At 35.0% G+C, this 17,178-nt stretch carries 21 protein-coding genes, 3 tRNA genes and 1 other RNA gene; 4 read left to right on the top strand and 21 right to left on the bottom strand.

The features are described from left to right. Positions 1–33: 33 nt before the first annotated feature. Positions 34–423 (bottom strand): HTH-type transcriptional regulator Lrs14, encoded by a 390-nt coding sequence (lrs14, locus tag BFU36_RS05620; protein WP_069282632.1) that lies wholly within the window; start codon positions 421–423, stop codon positions 34–36. 249 nt (positions 424–672) lie between these two features. On the opposite strand from lrs14, the gene BFU36_RS05615 reads away from it, so the two are divergent. Further along, on the top strand, positions 673–837 hold the full coding sequence (locus BFU36_RS05615; RefSeq protein ID WP_069284622.1) for an AbrB/MazE/SpoVT family DNA-binding domain-containing protein: 165 nt from the start codon (positions 673–675) through the stop codon (positions 835–837). 32 nt (positions 838–869) lie between these two features. Next, positions 870–1,616, top strand: a complete 747-nt coding sequence (locus tag BFU36_RS05610; protein WP_069284621.1) for a TatD family hydrolase — start codon at positions 870–872, stop codon at positions 1,614–1,616. Here BFU36_RS05610 and BFU36_RS05605 read toward each other — a convergent pair. From BFU36_RS05605 to BFU36_RS05570, 10 genes are all read right to left on the bottom strand, one after another. Then, entirely contained in the window at positions 1,578–1,781 is a 204-nt protein-coding gene (locus BFU36_RS05605) for a hypothetical protein (protein WP_069282631.1), read from the bottom strand. The two genes, BFU36_RS05610 and BFU36_RS05605, sit on opposite strands and share 39 nt — an antisense overlap. Positions 1,782–1,887: 106 nt before the next feature. Beyond that, complete coding sequence (locus BFU36_RS05600) at positions 1,888–2,070, bottom strand: hypothetical protein (RefSeq protein WP_069284620.1); 183 nt, start codon at positions 2,068–2,070, stop codon at positions 1,888–1,890. Positions 2,071–2,075: 5 nt separating this feature from the next. Then, positions 2,076–3,128 carry an oxidase gene (locus BFU36_RS05595; protein WP_069282630.1) on the bottom strand — a complete coding sequence of 351 codons (1,053 nt, stop codon included), beginning with the start codon at positions 3,126–3,128 and terminating at the stop codon, positions 2,076–2,078. A 35-nt stretch (positions 3,129–3,163) separates the two neighbouring features. Further along, positions 3,164–4,924: a cbb3-type cytochrome c oxidase subunit I gene (locus BFU36_RS05590; RefSeq protein ID WP_069282629.1), complete on the bottom strand. Its 1,761-nt coding sequence runs from the start codon at positions 4,922–4,924 to the stop codon at positions 3,164–3,166. Positions 4,925–5,457: 533 nt separating this feature from the next. Further along, positions 5,458–5,533: transfer RNA gene (locus tag BFU36_RS05585), tRNA-Pro, on the bottom strand. A gap of 39 nt (positions 5,534–5,572) precedes the next feature. Next, positions 5,573–5,752: a hypothetical protein gene (locus BFU36_RS14210; protein WP_231961256.1), complete on the bottom strand. Its 180-nt coding sequence runs from the start codon at positions 5,750–5,752 to the stop codon at positions 5,573–5,575. Positions 5,753–6,053: 301 nt separating this feature from the next. Further along, positions 6,054–6,275, bottom strand: a complete 222-nt coding sequence (locus BFU36_RS14205) for a hypothetical protein (RefSeq protein ID WP_231961255.1) — start codon at positions 6,273–6,275, stop codon at positions 6,054–6,056. Then, positions 6,262–6,396 carry a hypothetical protein gene (locus BFU36_RS14395; RefSeq protein WP_257784678.1) on the bottom strand — a complete coding sequence of 45 codons (135 nt, stop codon included), beginning with the start codon at positions 6,394–6,396 and terminating at the stop codon, positions 6,262–6,264. The genes BFU36_RS14205 and BFU36_RS14395 overlap by 14 nt, the downstream gene beginning before the upstream one ends. A gap of 533 nt (positions 6,397–6,929) precedes the next feature. Then, positions 6,930–7,475: a hypothetical protein gene (locus BFU36_RS05575; RefSeq protein ID WP_231961254.1), complete on the bottom strand. Its 546-nt coding sequence runs from the start codon at positions 7,473–7,475 to the stop codon at positions 6,930–6,932. Positions 7,476–7,794: 319 nt separating this feature from the next. Continuing rightward, positions 7,795–8,208 (bottom strand): SRPBCC family protein, encoded by a 414-nt coding sequence (locus BFU36_RS05570; protein ID WP_231961253.1) that lies wholly within the window; start codon positions 8,206–8,208, stop codon positions 7,795–7,797. Positions 8,209–8,833: 625 nt separating this feature from the next. On the opposite strand from BFU36_RS05570, the gene BFU36_RS05565 reads away from it, so the two are divergent. Continuing rightward, positions 8,834–8,919, top strand: a tRNA-Asn gene (locus BFU36_RS05565). Between the two features lie 70 nt (positions 8,920–8,989). Here BFU36_RS05565 and BFU36_RS05560 read toward each other — a convergent pair. The 3 genes from BFU36_RS05560 to ffs all read right to left on the bottom strand — a co-directional run bounded on the left by BFU36_RS05560 (position 8,990) and on the right by ffs (position 9,876). Further along, positions 8,990–9,211: a hypothetical protein gene (locus tag BFU36_RS05560; RefSeq protein ID WP_069282628.1), complete on the bottom strand. Its 222-nt coding sequence runs from the start codon at positions 9,209–9,211 to the stop codon at positions 8,990–8,992. 218 nt (positions 9,212–9,429) lie between these two features. Further along, a tRNA-Ser gene (locus BFU36_RS05555) sits at positions 9,430–9,527 on the bottom strand. A 40-nt stretch (positions 9,528–9,567) separates the two neighbouring features. Beyond that, an RNA gene (gene ffs / locus BFU36_RS05550) (signal recognition particle sRNA) lies at positions 9,568–9,876 on the bottom strand. Positions 9,877–10,139: 263 nt separating this feature from the next. Here ffs and BFU36_RS05545 point away from each other — a divergent pair. Next, positions 10,140–11,273 carry an MFS transporter gene (locus tag BFU36_RS05545; RefSeq protein ID WP_069282627.1) on the top strand — a complete coding sequence of 378 codons (1,134 nt, stop codon included), beginning with the start codon at positions 10,140–10,142 and terminating at the stop codon, positions 11,271–11,273. Here BFU36_RS05545 and BFU36_RS05540 read toward each other — a convergent pair. The 7 genes from BFU36_RS05540 to rpsB are packed head-to-tail and all read right to left on the bottom strand — an operon-like array spanning position 11,257 to position 17,173. Then, positions 11,257–12,225 (bottom strand): glycosyltransferase 4 family protein, encoded by a 969-nt coding sequence (locus BFU36_RS05540; protein ID WP_069282626.1) that lies wholly within the window; start codon positions 12,223–12,225, stop codon positions 11,257–11,259. The two genes, BFU36_RS05545 and BFU36_RS05540, sit on opposite strands and share 17 nt — an antisense overlap. Then, entirely contained in the window at positions 12,226–13,218 is a 993-nt protein-coding gene (gds, locus tag BFU36_RS05535) for a geranylgeranyl diphosphate synthase (RefSeq protein WP_069282625.1), read from the bottom strand. Next, positions 13,211–14,326 carry a type 2 isopentenyl-diphosphate Delta-isomerase gene (fni, locus tag BFU36_RS05530; RefSeq protein WP_069282624.1) on the bottom strand — a complete coding sequence of 372 codons (1,116 nt, stop codon included), beginning with the start codon at positions 14,324–14,326 and terminating at the stop codon, positions 13,211–13,213. Before fni ends, gds begins: the two co-directional genes overlap by 8 nt. Further along, positions 14,319–15,020: an isopentenyl phosphate kinase gene (locus BFU36_RS05525; RefSeq protein WP_069282623.1), complete on the bottom strand. Its 702-nt coding sequence runs from the start codon at positions 15,018–15,020 to the stop codon at positions 14,319–14,321. The genes fni and BFU36_RS05525 overlap by 8 nt, the downstream gene beginning before the upstream one ends. Then, entirely contained in the window at positions 14,978–15,664 is a 687-nt protein-coding gene (locus BFU36_RS14065) for a hypothetical protein (RefSeq protein ID WP_069284617.1), read from the bottom strand. Before BFU36_RS14065 ends, BFU36_RS05525 begins: the two co-directional genes overlap by 43 nt. Continuing rightward, positions 15,642–16,496, bottom strand: a complete 855-nt coding sequence (gene amrB / locus BFU36_RS05515) for an AmmeMemoRadiSam system protein B (protein WP_069282622.1) — start codon at positions 16,494–16,496, stop codon at positions 15,642–15,644. The genes BFU36_RS14065 and amrB overlap by 23 nt, the downstream gene beginning before the upstream one ends. Continuing rightward, positions 16,493–17,173 carry a 30S ribosomal protein S2 gene (rpsB, locus tag BFU36_RS05510; protein WP_083216354.1) on the bottom strand — a complete coding sequence of 227 codons (681 nt, stop codon included), beginning with the start codon at positions 17,171–17,173 and terminating at the stop codon, positions 16,493–16,495. Before rpsB ends, amrB begins: the two co-directional genes overlap by 4 nt. Positions 17,174–17,178: the final 5 nt, after the last annotated feature.

Genomic DNA, 17,178 nt, shown 5'->3' with positions numbered 1-17,178 from the left:
ATTAAAAAACAGTGGATAAAAAATAGGAATATTTTAAATGGGTCTAAATTCTTTCTCCACTAACTGAGCCATTTTATCAGCACAATCCTTTATATCGCCTAGCATCTTAGATTTTAGTTCCGCGTAATCTCTTGCTTTATATAAATACCTTGGTCTTCCTGCTTTATTACCTGGCTCTTTAATTCTCATAACTAAACCCATCTCCAATAATTTGTTTAGACTTCTATTAATTGAAGCCTTAGACAACTTAAGATCACTTTCTAACTCTTCTGTACCTCTGGCATCACCCTTCATTAACGCCAATAACACCGTAACATCTGTTTCTGACAATCCATAGCAGAATGACAGAATATCTACTAAACCGGCATCCTTTCCAGATGGTAACTTTATTCTTGTACCTTCACTTAATTGTGTTTCAGACATTTATCTCACTAATAAAGAATCTAAATCCTCTCATATAAAAATTTTTTCCACCCACAGTAAGGAAAGTATTGAATCTTTAAACTTCATCTGCATGTTTTATACAAAATAATTTAGCCTAAAGTATTACTAACACTCTTTAGATATAAAAGCTTACTACATCATTCTCACTTATATCCTACTAACTATTAATTACAGATAGTGAGAAAGATTTAAATATTAGAATAGTAAAAGTGTCATTTGGTGAATATATTGGCAGTAGAAGAAATAGTAAAAGTGTCCAGAAACTATCAAGTCACAATACCCGCAAAGGTTAGACAAAAATTCCAAATAAAGGAAGGAGACTTAGTTAAAGTATTGTATGATGAAAACGAAGGAGTAGTTAAAATACAGCTATTAAAGGAACCTTGGAAGTAGTTTTTTATTTATCTTACAAGTTTTTTTATTTAATGCTAATTGATTCTCACGCCCATATAGATGTTAGTGAATTTGACCAAGATAGAAACGAAATAGTTAATGAATGTGAAATAATCATTGTTAATGCTGGAGTAGATTTTCAAAGTAACGTAAAGACATTGGAGTTATCTAAAATGTATAAAAATGTAGTCCCAGCAATAGGTTTTCATCCCGAATTCATAAAAGAAAAATACCATGAAGTAGATAAGTGCTTAGAATTAACTGATCATGGTGAAATAATTAGTGAAGTAGGTTTGGATTATTTCTGGATAAAGGAGAACGAATACAAGAGAAAGCAAGTAGAAGTATTACAAAAATTTTTGGAAAAAGCAGAAAAACAATCGAAACCTGTAATCATTCATATACGAGGAGGAATGAACGATTTCTTGAACATAATTAGTTCATATAAAGTTAAATTTGTAGTACATGCTTACGAGGGTAATACTAAAACAGCTAATCAAATAATAGAACTAGGAGGCATGATATCTTTCCCACCAATAATCAAAAGAGACAAATATAGGCAAAGAGTTGCTCAAGAGATACCACTAGATTATATACTAACAGAGACAGATTCACCATTTATGTCTGCTGAGAAAATGGTTAGAAACAAGCCTTGCAACGTTAAAATAGTAATAGAAGAGTTAAGCAAACTGAAAAATCTAAGTGAAGATGAAGTTAAAGAAAAAGTTGTTAATAATTTCTCATCTCTCCTCAGAGGGAGAAGAATAACAACAAGCTAATAAGAACATTGAAAGTATTAAACCAATAGTAGGAATATAATATCTTGGCTCAGGAGCTAGCCAAGCTAACATTGAAGACTGAAATATAGCGAACGACATCATTATAACTGAGAGTATAAGAATTACCAATCCGCTCATGAACATTGGTATACTTTGAATCTTCATTCCCTAATCCCTATATTTAATTAAGTAATTTAGGTTAAAAAGCTTAACTGAATTAGAGAAAAATCAAAAATAATTAAAAAAAGGAAAATAGCTTAATACTTATTTCTCACTCCTTTGGAGCAAAGTATACAAATAAGAAAAACGCTATAAATCCAATGAAGGCTGTTATCATAAAAACTAAAGTATAGCTGGTAGCGGCTTTATGAAAAGTCTCCATAGCTATTTCCCATACCAGTAACATTATAGCTAGTATGTAACCTATACCCAACAACTTGAAGAAACTAACCATTTTTATCACCCCTCAACTAATATAGCTCCCCATAATCCCATAACATAACCATATTGCTCACCCGTCAGATCATTTGACATATTCATGAAGTTATAATTATAAAATACCGGAGTTATTAGACCATATAAATAGGCTGGTGCTTCTGCTTTTACAGTAAAAGTTACAGTAGTATTGTACTGTATAGGAACTTGTTTAACAAGAGTAATACTACCATTCCACCATACGGCATAAACTCCTATATCTACATTAGTTACTGGATAAGGCTGTCCACTCGCAGAATAGTTATAAAGGAAATTATCATCATTATTAGGTATTGGAATATACATCTTTATGGTCATTGTAGAATTTACAGGAACCACTAAGGTGGGGCCAGGAACAGAATTATTAAATACGGCATACTTATCTGCTACCAAATATATTGTAGGTGTTGAAGAATTATAAATTACTATTGGAGGATTATATGGATCTCCAACCAGCGTAGAAGTTTGAGCTGAATGTGTCTGTTGAATATATTCATTAATATCTGACTGAGAAATATAACCTTGCTGAGGTAACACAAGCAATAATCCAACTTGATTACTAAACCATGGACCATTATACTCACCATTTAGGAAGGCGAATACTCCAGAAATATTAGGAACTACTACTGGAGCGTATTGGACTAAACCCGGCACTATCTGAACGTCATCAACATGTGTCGCATAATCTGGAAAGTAGAAATTAGTAGTTGCACTATGTGGACCAGCATACATCGTCAAGTTTATATACTCACCGGGATGAGCAACCATAACGTTATCATAATACGAATTTCCTAACTCATTGGACTTAATACCCCCTCCATTTTCACTAACTGCAAAGTAATACTGATAAGCATATAAGGTAGCTTGTATCACTTTGTTCTGATCTACAGCAGCTATAGGTATTAAACTACCAGGCTGGACAGAAGTAGGATTGCCTCCCACAGTAAAAACTAATGGAACTGTACTTCCAATAACTATTACAAACAAGAAAATCACAAATATTACCCAATATAACTCATATTTTTCTTTCTTATCCAATTAGATCACCCTATACCACGGGTTTTGTGTAAAAATCATATTGACTTCATCCCCTTGAGAGAACCTATTGCAGCTAATATTATACCTATTGTAAGCATACCAATCCAAAGCCATGCTTGAGGAGTATAAATGTTTCCAGCAAGTGCCAAAATAAAAGCACTGATCACTATTAGTATAGCACCAAATATGGACATGCCTATCATTGGAGACATAGCTTTTCTAGCTATTTTAACTAATTCAGATGTAATAGGTAAAGAGATATTTGATGGCCATTCTAAACTCATCGCAACTACTCCTGCTATCTGAGGTAAGGATAACCCTTCTAGCCTAGCATTCCTACCTCTAACTAAAGTCAATACAAGATTTAGAGCCCATGCTAAAGTAGCTATATCTGCTATTAAGGCTCCTGCAGTAGCCATAACTTCAGCATCGACTAACCCCGGCACTCTGGGATAAATCATCGCTCTCCTAACTATACCATAAAACCCAATTAGTTCAAAACCTACTATTAGAAGAGCAGTTCCTATCATGTAACCAATGTAATGCAACCAGGCTAATCCTCTAGAGAACCATAATTTACCGCTCATCATCGAAATCATAACATATAATACTGCAAAAGCTGCTGGAACTATAGACCATAATATCATAGCGTGGAAGTGACCTACAACCCAGTCTGTATTGTGAATTATAGCGTCAAAGCTTACAGTAGCATTAGATATTCCCGTCACACCTGCACCAATAGCTCCAGCAAAGGATGTAACTATCCAGGCTGTTAACACATTAAAGTTTACATTAGCCCCTCTGGCAGTTGCCCACAAGTTGAAGAAAGTCATCATACTAGGAACAACGACTGAGTACGTTAGAATTTCTTGTAATATCTTTAATTCAACTGGTAAGTTAACCATATATAAGTGATGTATAGGAACGTTATTAGAGAATATCAAGTATAATAAAGCAGAGACCCTAGCCATTCTATCACTATATAATGGCCTATTTGCAAGTAACGGTATGAAAAGGTATAACGCGCCTACTGCAGGAACCCACGCCATGTAAACTATTGAATGCCCAAATATCCAGAATGCTATTTGATTCGCTATAGGATCTAATCCAATCACATGATAGAAAGCTAAGATATCCCAAACATCAGCTGCCGTAACCCCAGAATAGCCTATCATAAACATTAATGTAACCATCAAGAAGTATACTAAGGGGACTGGTAACTTCTCCTTCATATTCTTACTAGCTAAGTAATAATGGTAGACTATCCAGAAACCATCAATATATGTAAAAGCATCTAAGAATATCCATCCCCAGAAGAATAGCGGACTTGCAACATACATTGAATAGCCTGGTATCCCAAGAGGAGATAAATAATACCATATGGTTGCTGAAAAATAATTGTCAAAACCAGAAGCTGGTATTATTAGTATAGGTCCTTCCATAAACATCATTGAAATGTTAATCAAGATGAAGCCTAGTCCTAACAACCATTTAGCCCTTGGTTGAATGTTCAATAGTTTTATAGTAAAATAAATAAATATCGCATAAATTACCTGCTGCGCGAAACCAAACAGATCTCTTTCCGCATGTAAAGTTATCCCAGCATAATATTCTTGAGGAGTTAAAACCAAATTAGCCCCCAAACCCCATGATGCTTCTACAGTCCTAACCATAAGAGAATCTATAACTCCTAATAATCCCCATACCACACCTAAAACTAACATAGCCATGACCATTCTTGTAGTCCAATCTTTGTCTAGCTGGAAAAGATCAATAATTACTTCTTTAAGTCCCATATCACTTGCACCAAAATAAATAAAGATAATCGTACTTTAAATATTTTTCTTATAAACTCTTTATTAGTTTAAATTAACGCTGTTAATAAAATAGTCAATATTTTTTGCTAATTTAGTTTATTCTATATAATATGGAAAATGGAATTATTCGAAATATAACGTTAACAAAATTAGATTAAGAAAACCAACTGAAAGATATCGAAATATGTTACACATAGTCAAAATGATCTATGTCAAAATGATCTATAATAACCTATACTTAAACGCATAATAAACGAGAACGCTATAGTTAAGATGGTAGCGTAAGCTATTCGCCTAGAATATATCCGAGACATCTTTTAAAAGTGACTTCGAATGACCAAATCTGCTCAGAAGTTATAACGCTAAACTCAAAGTATATAACAAAAACGCTAAGATTAGATTAGTAGAAGATAATTTAAAACCTCCTTGTCTCAGAATTTATTGGTATTTACAGCAGAATATAGATTAAAATTTTGTATTTAACAAAAACAAAGATCTAATAATATAGTAAATGGGGCCGAGGGGATTTGAACCCCTGATCACCAGGGCCCAAGCCTGGCGTCCTAGTCCAGGCTAGACTACGGCCCCACATAACTACTATTCTTTAATGCTTTATATGGTTAACTGTTAGGAAGATGAACTGACTTCCTTCCCACCATGCAGGGCTCCCATCATCAATTCGTGTTTACACCTCTCATATATTGGGAGGCCCAGAGGACTATATAAATTCATAGTTGCAATTACGTCCCTATCGTTCTCATAGCAACATTTTGAGCAACGCAAATACCTATAAGCGACCTCTTTCATATCCTTGCCACATTTAGGACAATGGTAGAGGAAAAATTAGGGATAACATAAACAACTTTAAGACCATACTTTTTAGCCTCCCATTCAATTCAATATTGTTACCCTACGATACTACATCAAATATAGCTTATCCCTAAATTCTATTGACAAACTCTTAACACTCTTAATCATATTATTTAAATCCTCTAAAAAATTGCTGAAACGTTAAATGACGTAGCCATATCAACAATCCATTTCCCAACTTTCCTAACAGAATCCTCCAATATGTTCTTAGCCTTCTTGTGGAAAGCCTTAATTCTGTTTAAAATCCTGTCATTCTCCTTCCATCCCTTATCATTTGCAAATTTTCAGCTAAACTCTTATAATGATGAGCACCATCCAAACGAGTTAGCATCCTAACGTACTGTTTATCATCTTTACCAACCACAACATCAGCCATATTAATCTCAACACCATCTTTAGCTAAGGACTCACTATAACTCTTTAAAAGAGACACCTTCAAAAATGCCTTACCATCCCTCAAGACTAACCTCTCTCACTTCCCAATCCTTGTAAAATGATAAATAACCTAGTATTGGTAACTCACTAACTTGCTTAATCCAAAACTCCATATTTTCAAGATCTAACTTATGGGAGTCAACCAAACTGATACTTTATGAACCCTAGGACACTCACCTTTCTTAGGATTCTTTAACCAACCCTTGTATATAGCTATTGTATACCTATAACAATCTTGGGCTAACTTTTGGATGAAGGCTAAACTTTTCCTTCAAAAAATTCATAATTTGCCTTATGAACTTCCTTAATTAAGTTCTTCTCAAGTTAACTTTCCCTCAACCAATTAATGACATATTTTAAACCCTTTTTCACATCTTCCAACAAGGCTGAGTAGGAGAGGAATAAGGGAATCATAAGGCTAATAGTAGCCTTAATTCCTAACCCACCCTTCTTATTAGCCCTCCTACTTGCAGCTGAAGAGAAATGGGTTTATATACTTTTCATCCCCGCCCTGCAAAGCTTTCATAACTTTGTAAATATAGCTGTGTCATGAGGGAAATTTAGACAAATCTAGTACATGAATAACCCGGATACAAGCGATCTATTTTTTTACAGCCATATGATAATAATATAATTAAACAGACGATAAGACATCTATTTCAAATCTACTTTAAAGATTTTATGACTTGTTAGACTGTTTTTCTAATTTTGTAAATTCATTAAAAGCCTCATTAAGTTCCTTTTCAAAATCGTCTGACCATATATTTGAAAACCACTCCTTAATGTAATTTAACTCCTCCCTTATTAGTACTTCAGTTAATATCTTCTTCTCAGAACGCGGGATATCCTGAATCAACACAAAATATATTGCAGACAATTTCACTAAATCCTTATAACCCCTATCTTCTAGAGATTTTGAAAACGTAAATATTTTAGACCTAGGAACCGTGTAATAGTTAACTGCACTTCCCTCTTCATACAAATTAATTAGAAGGAGAGTAGATAGTAGATATCTCCACGATTTCTGAGCCTCCTTACTAGCCTCGTCTATGTGGTGAGCGCTTAAAAAAAGTATAGCTATTCTTATCCTCTTAATAACTTGTGATAGATGTCTCAAAGCAATTTCTTTTCTACTACTCACATTAATTAATGATGTATTAAATGGCTTTATCTTTTCACTTAAAGCCAATTTCACGTATTTTAGAAGGAGAGTTATCTCTCTCACTAATTTAGTATTTTAAAAGATATTAGTTCTATTAAATTAGTAAATTCGTAGTGTAAATAGAAGCGAACCCGCTGTGGATAAAACATGAATCCAGAGAGTTATATTTACGCCAACAAAACAGTCTATTCAAGATTTACCAAAGGGTATTATTAGTTTGATAGATATTTATTTTAAGCATGTATGGAAATTAATAACTTAATCTGGTTTTATTTACTTGAAACTACTCTACTTTAATTTAGCAATAGAATAAACATCATGAAACACTTAAACGGAAAGAGCTATCGAAGGATTCTATGTTAAAGACAGTAACGAAGCTTAATTAATATTCCCTTATTTGTAAAGTTTGTTCAATTCTTTCGAGAGCATGAATGGTACCTTCTTTAAAATGTTTCTCATTCCACTTTTCAAATAGTTTATAAATACCCTTCATCTCCACTCTCCATGTGGAAACTATCTTATCATCATAAACTGTGATCGACATAGTACCTATAAAGGGACCTTTCAAATAATTTATAATTACTTTTCTATCATTTTCTAATATACTAATTTTAACCCTACCTTTAGCGGGAAACGCAAACCTCAATTCTCCCTCATAAACGTTTTTCTCAACCTCTCTTAAATTAAGCTCTCTAGTTCCATGCCAATACTTAGTAAATGAACTTAAGTCTTTAACAATATCCCAAACCTTCCTAGGATCACAATCTATCTTCTTCTCAATGGAAAACTCTATCATAATTATAAGAAACTTGTAGCTAATTGTTATAAATATTTTTAAGTAAAACTTACGTGCTGATAACAATTTTGTTATTTTAATATAAATTGAATTTTCTTTATCTGGAAAAGTTTTTAGTTAGTTATTAGGACGAGAATAGAACTTTTCTTCTCTTTTCTGACTTCCTCCCCGCCCTAAAGGACTAGGATTCCTTTGGCGGTTCATAGGTTCCAATCATCGATTCTCGTTCTAGAGGCAGTCGAGAGGGTTAGGAGATCCCTCCCGTCCATCTCCAGAATCGGCTTTTAAACTCAAAAACTTTTGCCATCTTGAAGACAAGACTTTCCTCATTTCGTAAACGAGAATAATAACTTGTCAGTTAGACTTAAGAGAGCATCAAAGGCATTAAATGGAAACATTTGATTATGCACTATACACGCTTGAAATTTGACTATGACCATAATTTGTACTTTAATAACGGCAACTTACTCACACACTTGAATGTCATTATGATGATTCAAATTTAGGAAAGTCCACGACAAATATAACTGATATACTCGTGGATTTTTACCCATATAACGGCATCACGCTCACACACTAAGAATTAAAGGAAAACTTTTTAGGATCGTAAGAAAATAGTTATAACGCCGGAGTAGCTCAGTCGGCAGAGCGCCCGGCTGTTAAGGGCGCATAGAAACCGGGTGGTCGGAGGTTCGAGTCCTCCCTCCGGCGCTAGTTCTTTACTTTTTTCCTTAATTTTCTATAAAGTCATGACACAATTAGTGACAATCTTGATTAAACACTAGCTTGATTGGGCACAACTTTTTACTACTTCCTTTAGTAGATCATAGTCATAATCTGGGTGATATGCAATAGTTTCTTGTGCACAAGATTCAACTTTAGCTTTATATTGATACCACAAATCGTAGGCATATCTATTAGTAACTAGTGGTGGATTTCCAACAAGTTCTTGTAATAACCTATTATACATCTCTTCTAGTTCCTCTGCCTTCTTCTTAACCATATTATAACCTTCTTCATAACTTACTTCCGCCCAGCTTATTGATATTGAAGCTCCAAACGCAATGAAGTATGGAAATATTTTTGATAAAGCCTTTCTAGCTTTACTAGACTTCTAAGCAACCTCCTCTAATTCTAGAAAGGCACATAAAGGCTGATTATAGATCTTTTTGCCATATATGTAAATTTCGTAAGAGCATTTAATAAGTTCTCGATGATATGCGCCGAGGGTGGGATTTGAACCCACGCGGGGATTAACCCCAGCGGCTGCCCGCGTTAAATTAGCAGGCCGCCGCCCTACCTGGCTAGGCGACCTCGGCACTGTTATATTTTATAAAGTAAGGATTTATATTCTTTACGGGGTCAGCTCCCCTACTCCATGGCCTGCCTGCCTAAAGGGTAAACCCTGACCTCACTCAGCCCGTAGACCAGTGAACGCTGATGTCCGGGCACGACTGCTCCCTTCCGGGCCTCGTCGGTTCCCCCGGCTAATGTGGTACTTTCCCTCCCTCCGGAAGGAAAGCCCACATCCATCAAGCCCCACTGGGCGGGCTTCATCGATCCGTCAGGACCTTTAGGCAGGAGTAACCATGGAATAGGGGTTACTGGTGCCTGCATTACGCCAAGCAGGTCACAGGAGGTGGCGAGCCTCCCCACCCTACCTGACCCCACTATTGTATAGTCTTCTGTCAAAATAAAAGTATCGCGTAATTAGTCTGCCTCTCCCCATTCAAGGTTTACCTTATCAATTTTCATTTAAGAGCGAACAAAGAGAATCAGATAATCCCTCTCATTCATGTTGATGTTAGGAAAAAGGCAGTTTAGATACCTTGCTATCTTCGCCTTGAAGACTTTCCTTATTTTGTTAGCTATAGATTAAATAGTAAGCTATCTAACAAACCTATTTATTATTATTGATTATAATTGATTTTATGGGAGAAGATAATAAATATCTAGCCCTAACTTCTTTGCTTATCATATTCTTATTTTCGGCTTTAGCTATCTACTCTATAAGCTTTGTATTACCGAGTCTTATAGCGAAATATGGTGAAGCTGTAGCATTTTCAATAGCTTTGAGTTGGATAGGAGGGGGAATAGGAGGTTTAGTTATGGGTATTTTTGGGGATATTAGGAGTAAGAGGTACGCCTTATTAATTTCAATTATACTTTTCGCATTACCTATATTGGCAAATCTGATTGAACCTAATATTGTATTCTTTTATATAATTTGGTTTCTGATCGGATTTGGGGTTAATGCTGTAAACGGTATAAGTTATGTCTACGTCGCGGAATTGGCACCTACTAAAACTAGGGGATTCATAGGAAGTATTATGCAAGGCTTCTATTTTTTGGGAGCAATCTTAGGTCTTCTTATCTCATTCGTGGTTAGGGGTAATATCTTCATCTACTTTTTAATAATATCTATTTTATCGTTAATTAGCATACCTTTATGGATATTTATTCCAGAGTCAAAGTGGAGGGGAAATTTTTCTTTTAAATTACCAAAGGACTTGATCAAGGTAACGATATTTGGATCACTGTTCTCTATAGGCTCGTTTTTGTTTTTAGTTCCATTAGTTTCCTTAAGTTTTACTTTATTTTCCTTTCTGGGTTCTAGGCTTTATGTTGTGATCTTTTCGGCATTCATACTAGGAATGATAGGCTTCATGATATCTGGAAGGGTTTCAGATAAGATTGGTAGGAGACTAGCGAGTTATATATTTGGTATAATTAGTATAATCTCTTCTATTATTCTCTTCGTAGGCGCTATGCTTTTTGATTCAATTTTGTTGATTATCTCTTTTATAGTACTAATGATTGGGTCTTCATTTTTTGCTTATTTTGGAGTTTGGATGAGTGAGGTTTATCCAGTTAATTTCAAAGCCACTGGAACTAATATTACGCTCTTTCTAGGAAGATTAATAGGTGGAGGATTTGGAGTAACATTAGTACTTCTGATGCCTTTTGGCTTAGGGAGAGATCTAGCTATTTCTACTATCATATCTTCATTTTTAGTTTTAGTCTCGGCTACTCAAATACCTGAAACTGTTAAAAGACAATTATAGTTGTTTGTAAATATACTGCGATCACGGCAAAAATAGCTTCAATTAACCACAGAATAAGGACTATTTGGTATTCTTTAAATCTCCCAATTTTCATTACTACATGAGTTAAAGAGTTCGGAAACTCATCCCAATACAATCTACCATTATTATCAACTTTCCCAAATGATATTCCCTTAAACTTAGTTCTAGCTTTAAGTACAAACTCTATTACATATGGTATATAAAGTATAACTAATGCTGTATACATAAACCCTGCTATGCCTATAGCTCCAACTAGAGCTCCAATGAAATACGTCCCTACATTACCCGGGAATATCTTGGCTGGATACTTATTGAGGAGAAGGAATGCAAAGAGCGAGAATATACTTACCAATGCAAGTAGACCTGCCTCATAACTTGGTCCTTTCCTAGTTAAACCAATGTAAGCTAATGCTGATAGCATTATTATTCCCATTCCAGCTCCTAAGCCGTTTAGGCCTTCCAACATGTTAAATGCATTAGCTGTAATAGTTAACGCTACCGGTATAATGATGATATAATAAAATATTCCGAAATTTACTGGTCCTACAAACGGTATGGATATTACTGAGTGACCTACACTATAAACTATCAACGGTATTGACGCAAATATCGGTAAAAGTGCTCTGACTGATTGTCTTATATCTAGAATGTCATCTAGAAGACCTAAAAACGCTATGAGAAGAGAGGATAAAATGACGGCTGGTATTACTCTCTCGCTTCTAATATCAGTCAGTAAGAGAGTAAATGCACCTGCTACAAATCCCGATATAACCCCTACTCCTCCCATTAGTGGAACTTCTGGCTTATTAATCTTGTTAATATCCTTACCAATAAATCCTCTCTTCTTAGCTTGCTTAGAGATCCACACAGTTGAAAAATAACCAACTATAAAAGAGATTAAAGACGAAACAACTATCGTTATGACATTCATTTACTTTCTCCTTTTAATGGTAAACTCTGCTAAATATTTTAAAGCCTTTTCAGCAGTCTGATTTCTCGATTTAATTCGTGAAATGCTTTCAATAGCTTTTTTTGAATACATTTCAGCCAAATTATATGCGTAATCTAGAGAATAGTACTTTATTATATTCGCAACTCTTTCTAGTTCATCTCTTGATGCGTTCTTATTTCCCAAATTAGAAATAATTAATTTCCTTTCTTCCTCTTTAGCTTCATTAAGAGCTTTGATTACTAATATGGTTTTTTTACCTTCTCTGATATCACTGTAAACTGGTTTACCTAATTCTTTTTCATCGGCGGTTATACCTAGTATATCATCTATGATCTGAAACGATAACCCCAAGCTCATTCCATATTCGGCTAGATTGCTTACTGTATTATCGTCTGCCTCATTTATTATACCACCTAAGGCTGAAGAACATGAAAATAGCATTGCAGTTTTTCTCTTGATCATTTCTAAGTACTGCTCTTCCGAAACGTCACTAAGATTTTCAAATATCATATCCATTGCTTGACCTTCGGAGACTATTTCTATAGATTTAACGAAAAGTGAAAAAGCCTTATAATAGGTTTCAGAACTTAAACCCCTTAGAGCCTCATTTAAAGCCTCGAACGATTTAGCATGCAAGAAGTCTCCAGCGAGTATTGCCATTGGTTCTCCCCATTTGACGTGAACTGTAGGTATTCCTCTTCTTAAATAGTCCCTATCCATTATATCATCATGAATTAATGTAAAATTGTGCATTATTTCTACCGCAGAGGCTGCTTTATATGCTCTATCCCTATTTCCCCCCACCAAATCTGAGGATGAAACCAGTATGATTGGTCTGAGCCTTTTTCCTCCGGCCTTAAATAAATAAATAGATGCTTCCTCAAGGGTTTTTACATCACTTTTTACGAACTTATTTATTTCCAAATCCACGTTGTATATTATATCTTCGAAATATCTATCCAGTTCATTCATGGTTAAATTCTCTCCTTCTAATTTTCTCGTAGGTAGAAAAATCTATTCCTCTGTATTCGAGCCATTGCCTTAACTGCCCTAGTATGACTATACTTGCCTTCTTCATATTAGCAATATCCTTTGAACCAGTAAGCATCATTGAAACTTTTAATTCAAAAATTACTCTGTTAAAGAAAGCTTCTAAACTATCCTTACCTTCAATTGCTCTTTTTAGAACTGGCAAAGCCATCCCAGCTATATCTGCACCTAAACTTATTACTTTAGCCACTTCTAAGCCATTTCTTATTCCTCCACTTCCAATTATGAAAGCATCCGGTAACGCATATCTAACTTCTACTATAGATGCTCCAGTTGGTATTCCCCAATCTCTGAAAAGTTTTGCGCTTTCAGCCTTCCAGTTTCCTATTCTTTGATCCCTCACCATCTCTACAGCTATCCAACTGGTACCACCTTGCCCAGAAACATCTATATTTTTGAAACCATACTTATACAATATTCTCGCTGTTTCCATGGAGATACCGGTGCCAGTTTCCTTGATGATTACAGGGACTGATAGAGATTTAGAAATATCCTTAAGTTTTTCTAAGGCAGAAAAGTTATAATCTGGTTCTCCTTCAGGCTGAAATACTTCTTGGGCTGGGTTTAGATGAACTGCTATAGCATCAGCTTCCAACATTTGGACAGCTTCTTCAAACTCCTTTAAGCCATATCCTTTTGATATCTGTGGTATTCCTAGATTTGCTACTATTGGTATAGTGGGGGCTACTTTCCTTACCACAGAAAAGCTCTCTCTAGCATCAGTTCTCTCAATCGCTATTCTTTGACTACCTACCCCCATAGGAATTCTGAACTTTTCAGCTACTTCAGCTATGATTTTGTTAATTTTACCTAACTCAGGCTTTCCACCTGTCATTCCAGTGATCATAATAGGAGCGTTTATTTCTTTTTTTAAGAAGTAGGTTTTCGTATTTACTTCGTCAAATGATATTCCAGGAAAAGCTTGATGAACAAGTCTAACGTCTTCCAAAAGAGTCGTCGTAAATCCTTCTATATCTTCAAAGGATGCTATTTCAACATGTTCAAGTTTCCTACTTATTATGTCAGGCATGATTGTCACCTCTTATTAAAGTACCTATTCTATATCCCTTTAACGCTAAATATATATTTCCCGCTACTGACCCATTAAATACTCTTGCGTTTAACTTATTTTCAAGGACTTTTGAAACTTTTGATAATATGCCTCCAGTGACATCATAATTATTAAGCTCAATAAGCTTAATATCGTTTAAACTTTTAATTTCGCTTAAAACTCTATTTTCTTTACCTATTATCCCATCCTTATCAATAGCATAGAGGACTTCTGTTTTAAGCTTCTTTGCTATGTCTATACTCATATCATCAGCGGAAATTATAGTACCATCAAATCTAATATCGCCGTAGACTAGTGGAATTAGCCCTTTATCAATTACATCTATAACTATTTTAAATAAATAAAATTTACCCGGTATAGAAACAACATTTCTCAAATTCTTAGCAAAAAACCTCTTAATAATTATGTAGTTCAATTCTTGCATAGCTTCAGAAGTTCTTGAAATTTTATAATTATCGTTTATTGAAGCTTCGTAATGACCAAAGCTACCACCACCATGCAATAAGATGAGTTTAACGTTAGGATTTTCATTGAGGAATCTAATTATATCGTCACTTATTATGTCTAATACATTAAGCCTAACGCATCTCGGAATATCCTTACAAGTTATTAGACTTCCTCCAAGTTTGAGAACTCTATAAGTGTTACCCAATTAGCATCCCATATCCACTTCCAATTTTTAACTTGTGGAAAAGATAGAGAGTAAATTGCGCTCCAGAGCCCGTTCTCAAACTGTATAAGGTTTAGCATGTTCGTTTCTACAAACTCTATAGGAATAACTCCTAATAGATGAATTAGTGAATTGTCAATATAGTTTGGGCTAAGCTCTAATGGAAATGAATATAAAACCTTTACTTTGAGGCTTTTAGTATTAACCTCAATTGGTTCTTCTCCGCTTCTAAATAATATTTGTTTTCCTAATCTTCTTGATATTCTAAGTGCTTTAATTACTGAATTTTCCGGAAATAGTGCTTCATCTATTAATTGAATAATTTCATACTTTTCATCATGATTTATTGGGATATCACATTTGCCTATAGCTTCTGTGGTGATTTTTTCGGTTATATACACATAATATGAGGAGAATGGGAAGGAATAATTCCAATATTCATAGCCTTTAGCGCAATCAAAGCCAGTAGCATCATTGAACTCTTTTGCGAATTTATTAAAAATATCAGTCTCAATTACCTTTTCCTCATCCACAGCAATAAGCGCTTTTATAACTAGTATTGGATTGTTTATACCCTTTATAGGTATCCCAAGGAATGGTATGTTAACTTCCAAAACGGACTGCAAGATATCCCACGACAGAGTCCTTAGGACCTGAAGTATCTCCAGATGTTGCGTGCTTTAAGATGTATGGTTTCTTACCGAACTTCTTAGCTAAGATCATCACAGTCATTATGGGTCCATATCCACATAATGTAACATCCTTCTCCTCTACAACCTCATAAAGTCCCTTGTAATCAAGATCTTTTATCTTCTCAATTGCATGCTCATCTTTCTTTAAAGTCACCTCATGAGGATCATAGTGATTCATGTCACTACTTGCCAAAACTACTATATCTTTATCGTTGTTTTTGGTCATTACATTATAAATTGCTTGAGCTAGCATTTCTGATATCTCTGGAGTTTGCATTAGTATCGCAATAGGAACAATTTTAAATTGATCTCCAAAAAAGTATTGCAAGAACGGTATTTGAACTTCTATGGAATGTTCGTATATATGAGCTTCCTCCTCCAAATCTATTACTTCAGACTCCTTAACTAACTGAAGCAATATGTCTTCATCGATCGTTACATTACCTAAAGGAGTTATCCATTCTCCCTTAGGCCAAGCAGAAACGTAAGAACCTAGACCAGAATGATTAGGGCCTAAAATTATCACAGTATCTGGCTTTCCTTCTGATGCTAAATGATAATATGAATAAGCAGCTACTGGCCCACTATAAATATAACCCGCGTGAGGAACAACAAAAAATAAATTATCTCTAGGTCCCTTTTTTTGTGGTATTTTAGGTAAGTATCCTGGTCCAACTTGATGCTTAAAAGACCACTCTATTTGTGCTTTTAACTTAACTGGGTCAGCCTCATAGAACGAGCCAGCAACTGCCGGTAATCTTTTCATTCAGATAACCTCATCTCGAACTCATTCACTTGTACGGCCAGATCTCCATCTGGCGGGATAACTCTTCTTTCTCTAAGTACTTGTCTAGCTAAAAGCCAATACAGTAAGGCTAATGACTTTCTTCCTTTGTTATTAGCCGGGATTATTAAATCTACAAAGTCAACTTTAGCATCAGTATCGGCAAAGGCTACTATAGGTATTCCTACTTTTGACGCCTCCTTTATTGCTTGAACATCTGTTCTTGGATCAGAGACTAATAATACCTTAGGTTCTAAGTACGTCGATAAATAGGGGTTTGTAAACGTACCAGGTATTACTCTGCCTACTAATGCCTTACCTCCAATTACTTCCGCAAATTTCTGAACTGGTCTATAAGCATAAGGTCTAGCTGCTACAGCAACTACGTCTTGAGGCTCATACCTAGCCAAGAACCTACCCGCTACCCTAATACGTTCATCTATCTTCCTTACATCTAGTACATATAGTCCTTCCGGTCTTACCCTATAAATGAATTTTTCCATATTTTTAGTACAACTATGAGTACCTATATGAACTCCAGCTGATAGGTAAGTATCTACTGGAACTAATAATTCAATTATGGCTCCTTTCTCTGACTTTCTAAGTTCTTCTTTTTCAGCTTCTGTCAATTCTCCTTCTTTTTCTTCCTTTTCAGCCAACTCAT

The organism is Sulfolobus sp. A20 (assembly GCF_001719125.1).
In the GTDB taxonomy this organism is placed as follows: Archaea; Thermoproteota; Thermoprotei_A; order Sulfolobales; family Sulfolobaceae; genus Saccharolobus.
This window is presented reverse-complemented; position numbering and strand designations above follow the sequence as displayed.

Excerpts from the sequence above, each read along its gene's own strand:
- gds (WP_069282625.1), bottom strand. The coding sequence starts at position 13,218 with ATGAATGAACTGGATAGATATTTCGAAGATATAATATACAACGTGGAT.
- BFU36_RS05605 (WP_069282631.1), bottom strand. The coding sequence starts at position 1,781 with ATGAAGATTCAAAGTATACCAATGTTCATGAGCGGATTGGTAATTCTT.
- amrB (WP_069282622.1), bottom strand. The coding sequence starts at position 16,496 with ATGAAAAGATTACCGGCAGTTGCTGGCTCGTTCTATGAGGCTGACCCA.
- BFU36_RS05610 (WP_069284621.1), top strand. The coding sequence starts at position 870 with ATGCTAATTGATTCTCACGCCCATATAGATGTTAGTGAATTTGACCAA.
- BFU36_RS05540 (WP_069282626.1), bottom strand. The coding sequence starts at position 12,225 with ATGAATGTCATAACGATAGTTGTTTCGTCTTTAATCTCTTTTATAGTT.
- BFU36_RS14210 (WP_231961256.1), bottom strand. The coding sequence starts at position 5,752 with ATGAAAGAGGTCGCTTATAGGTATTTGCGTTGCTCAAAATGTTGCTAT.
- BFU36_RS05545 (WP_069282627.1), top strand. The coding sequence starts at position 10,140 with ATGGGAGAAGATAATAAATATCTAGCCCTAACTTCTTTGCTTATCATA.
- lrs14 (WP_069282632.1), bottom strand. The coding sequence starts at position 423 with ATGTCTGAAACACAATTAAGTGAAGGTACAAGAATAAAGTTACCATCT.
- BFU36_RS05590 (WP_069282629.1), bottom strand. The coding sequence starts at position 4,924 with ATGGGACTTAAAGAAGTAATTATTGATCTTTTCCAGCTAGACAAAGAT.
- BFU36_RS05560 (WP_069282628.1), bottom strand. The coding sequence starts at position 9,211 with ATGGTTAAGAAGAAGGCAGAGGAACTAGAAGAGATGTATAATAGGTTA.
- BFU36_RS05600 (WP_069284620.1), bottom strand. The coding sequence starts at position 2,070 with ATGGTTAGTTTCTTCAAGTTGTTGGGTATAGGTTACATACTAGCTATA.
- BFU36_RS05570 (WP_231961253.1), bottom strand. The coding sequence starts at position 8,208 with ATGATAGAGTTTTCCATTGAGAAGAAGATAGATTGTGATCCTAGGAAG.
- fni (WP_069282624.1), bottom strand. The coding sequence starts at position 14,326 with ATGCCTGACATAATAAGTAGGAAACTTGAACATGTTGAAATAGCATCC.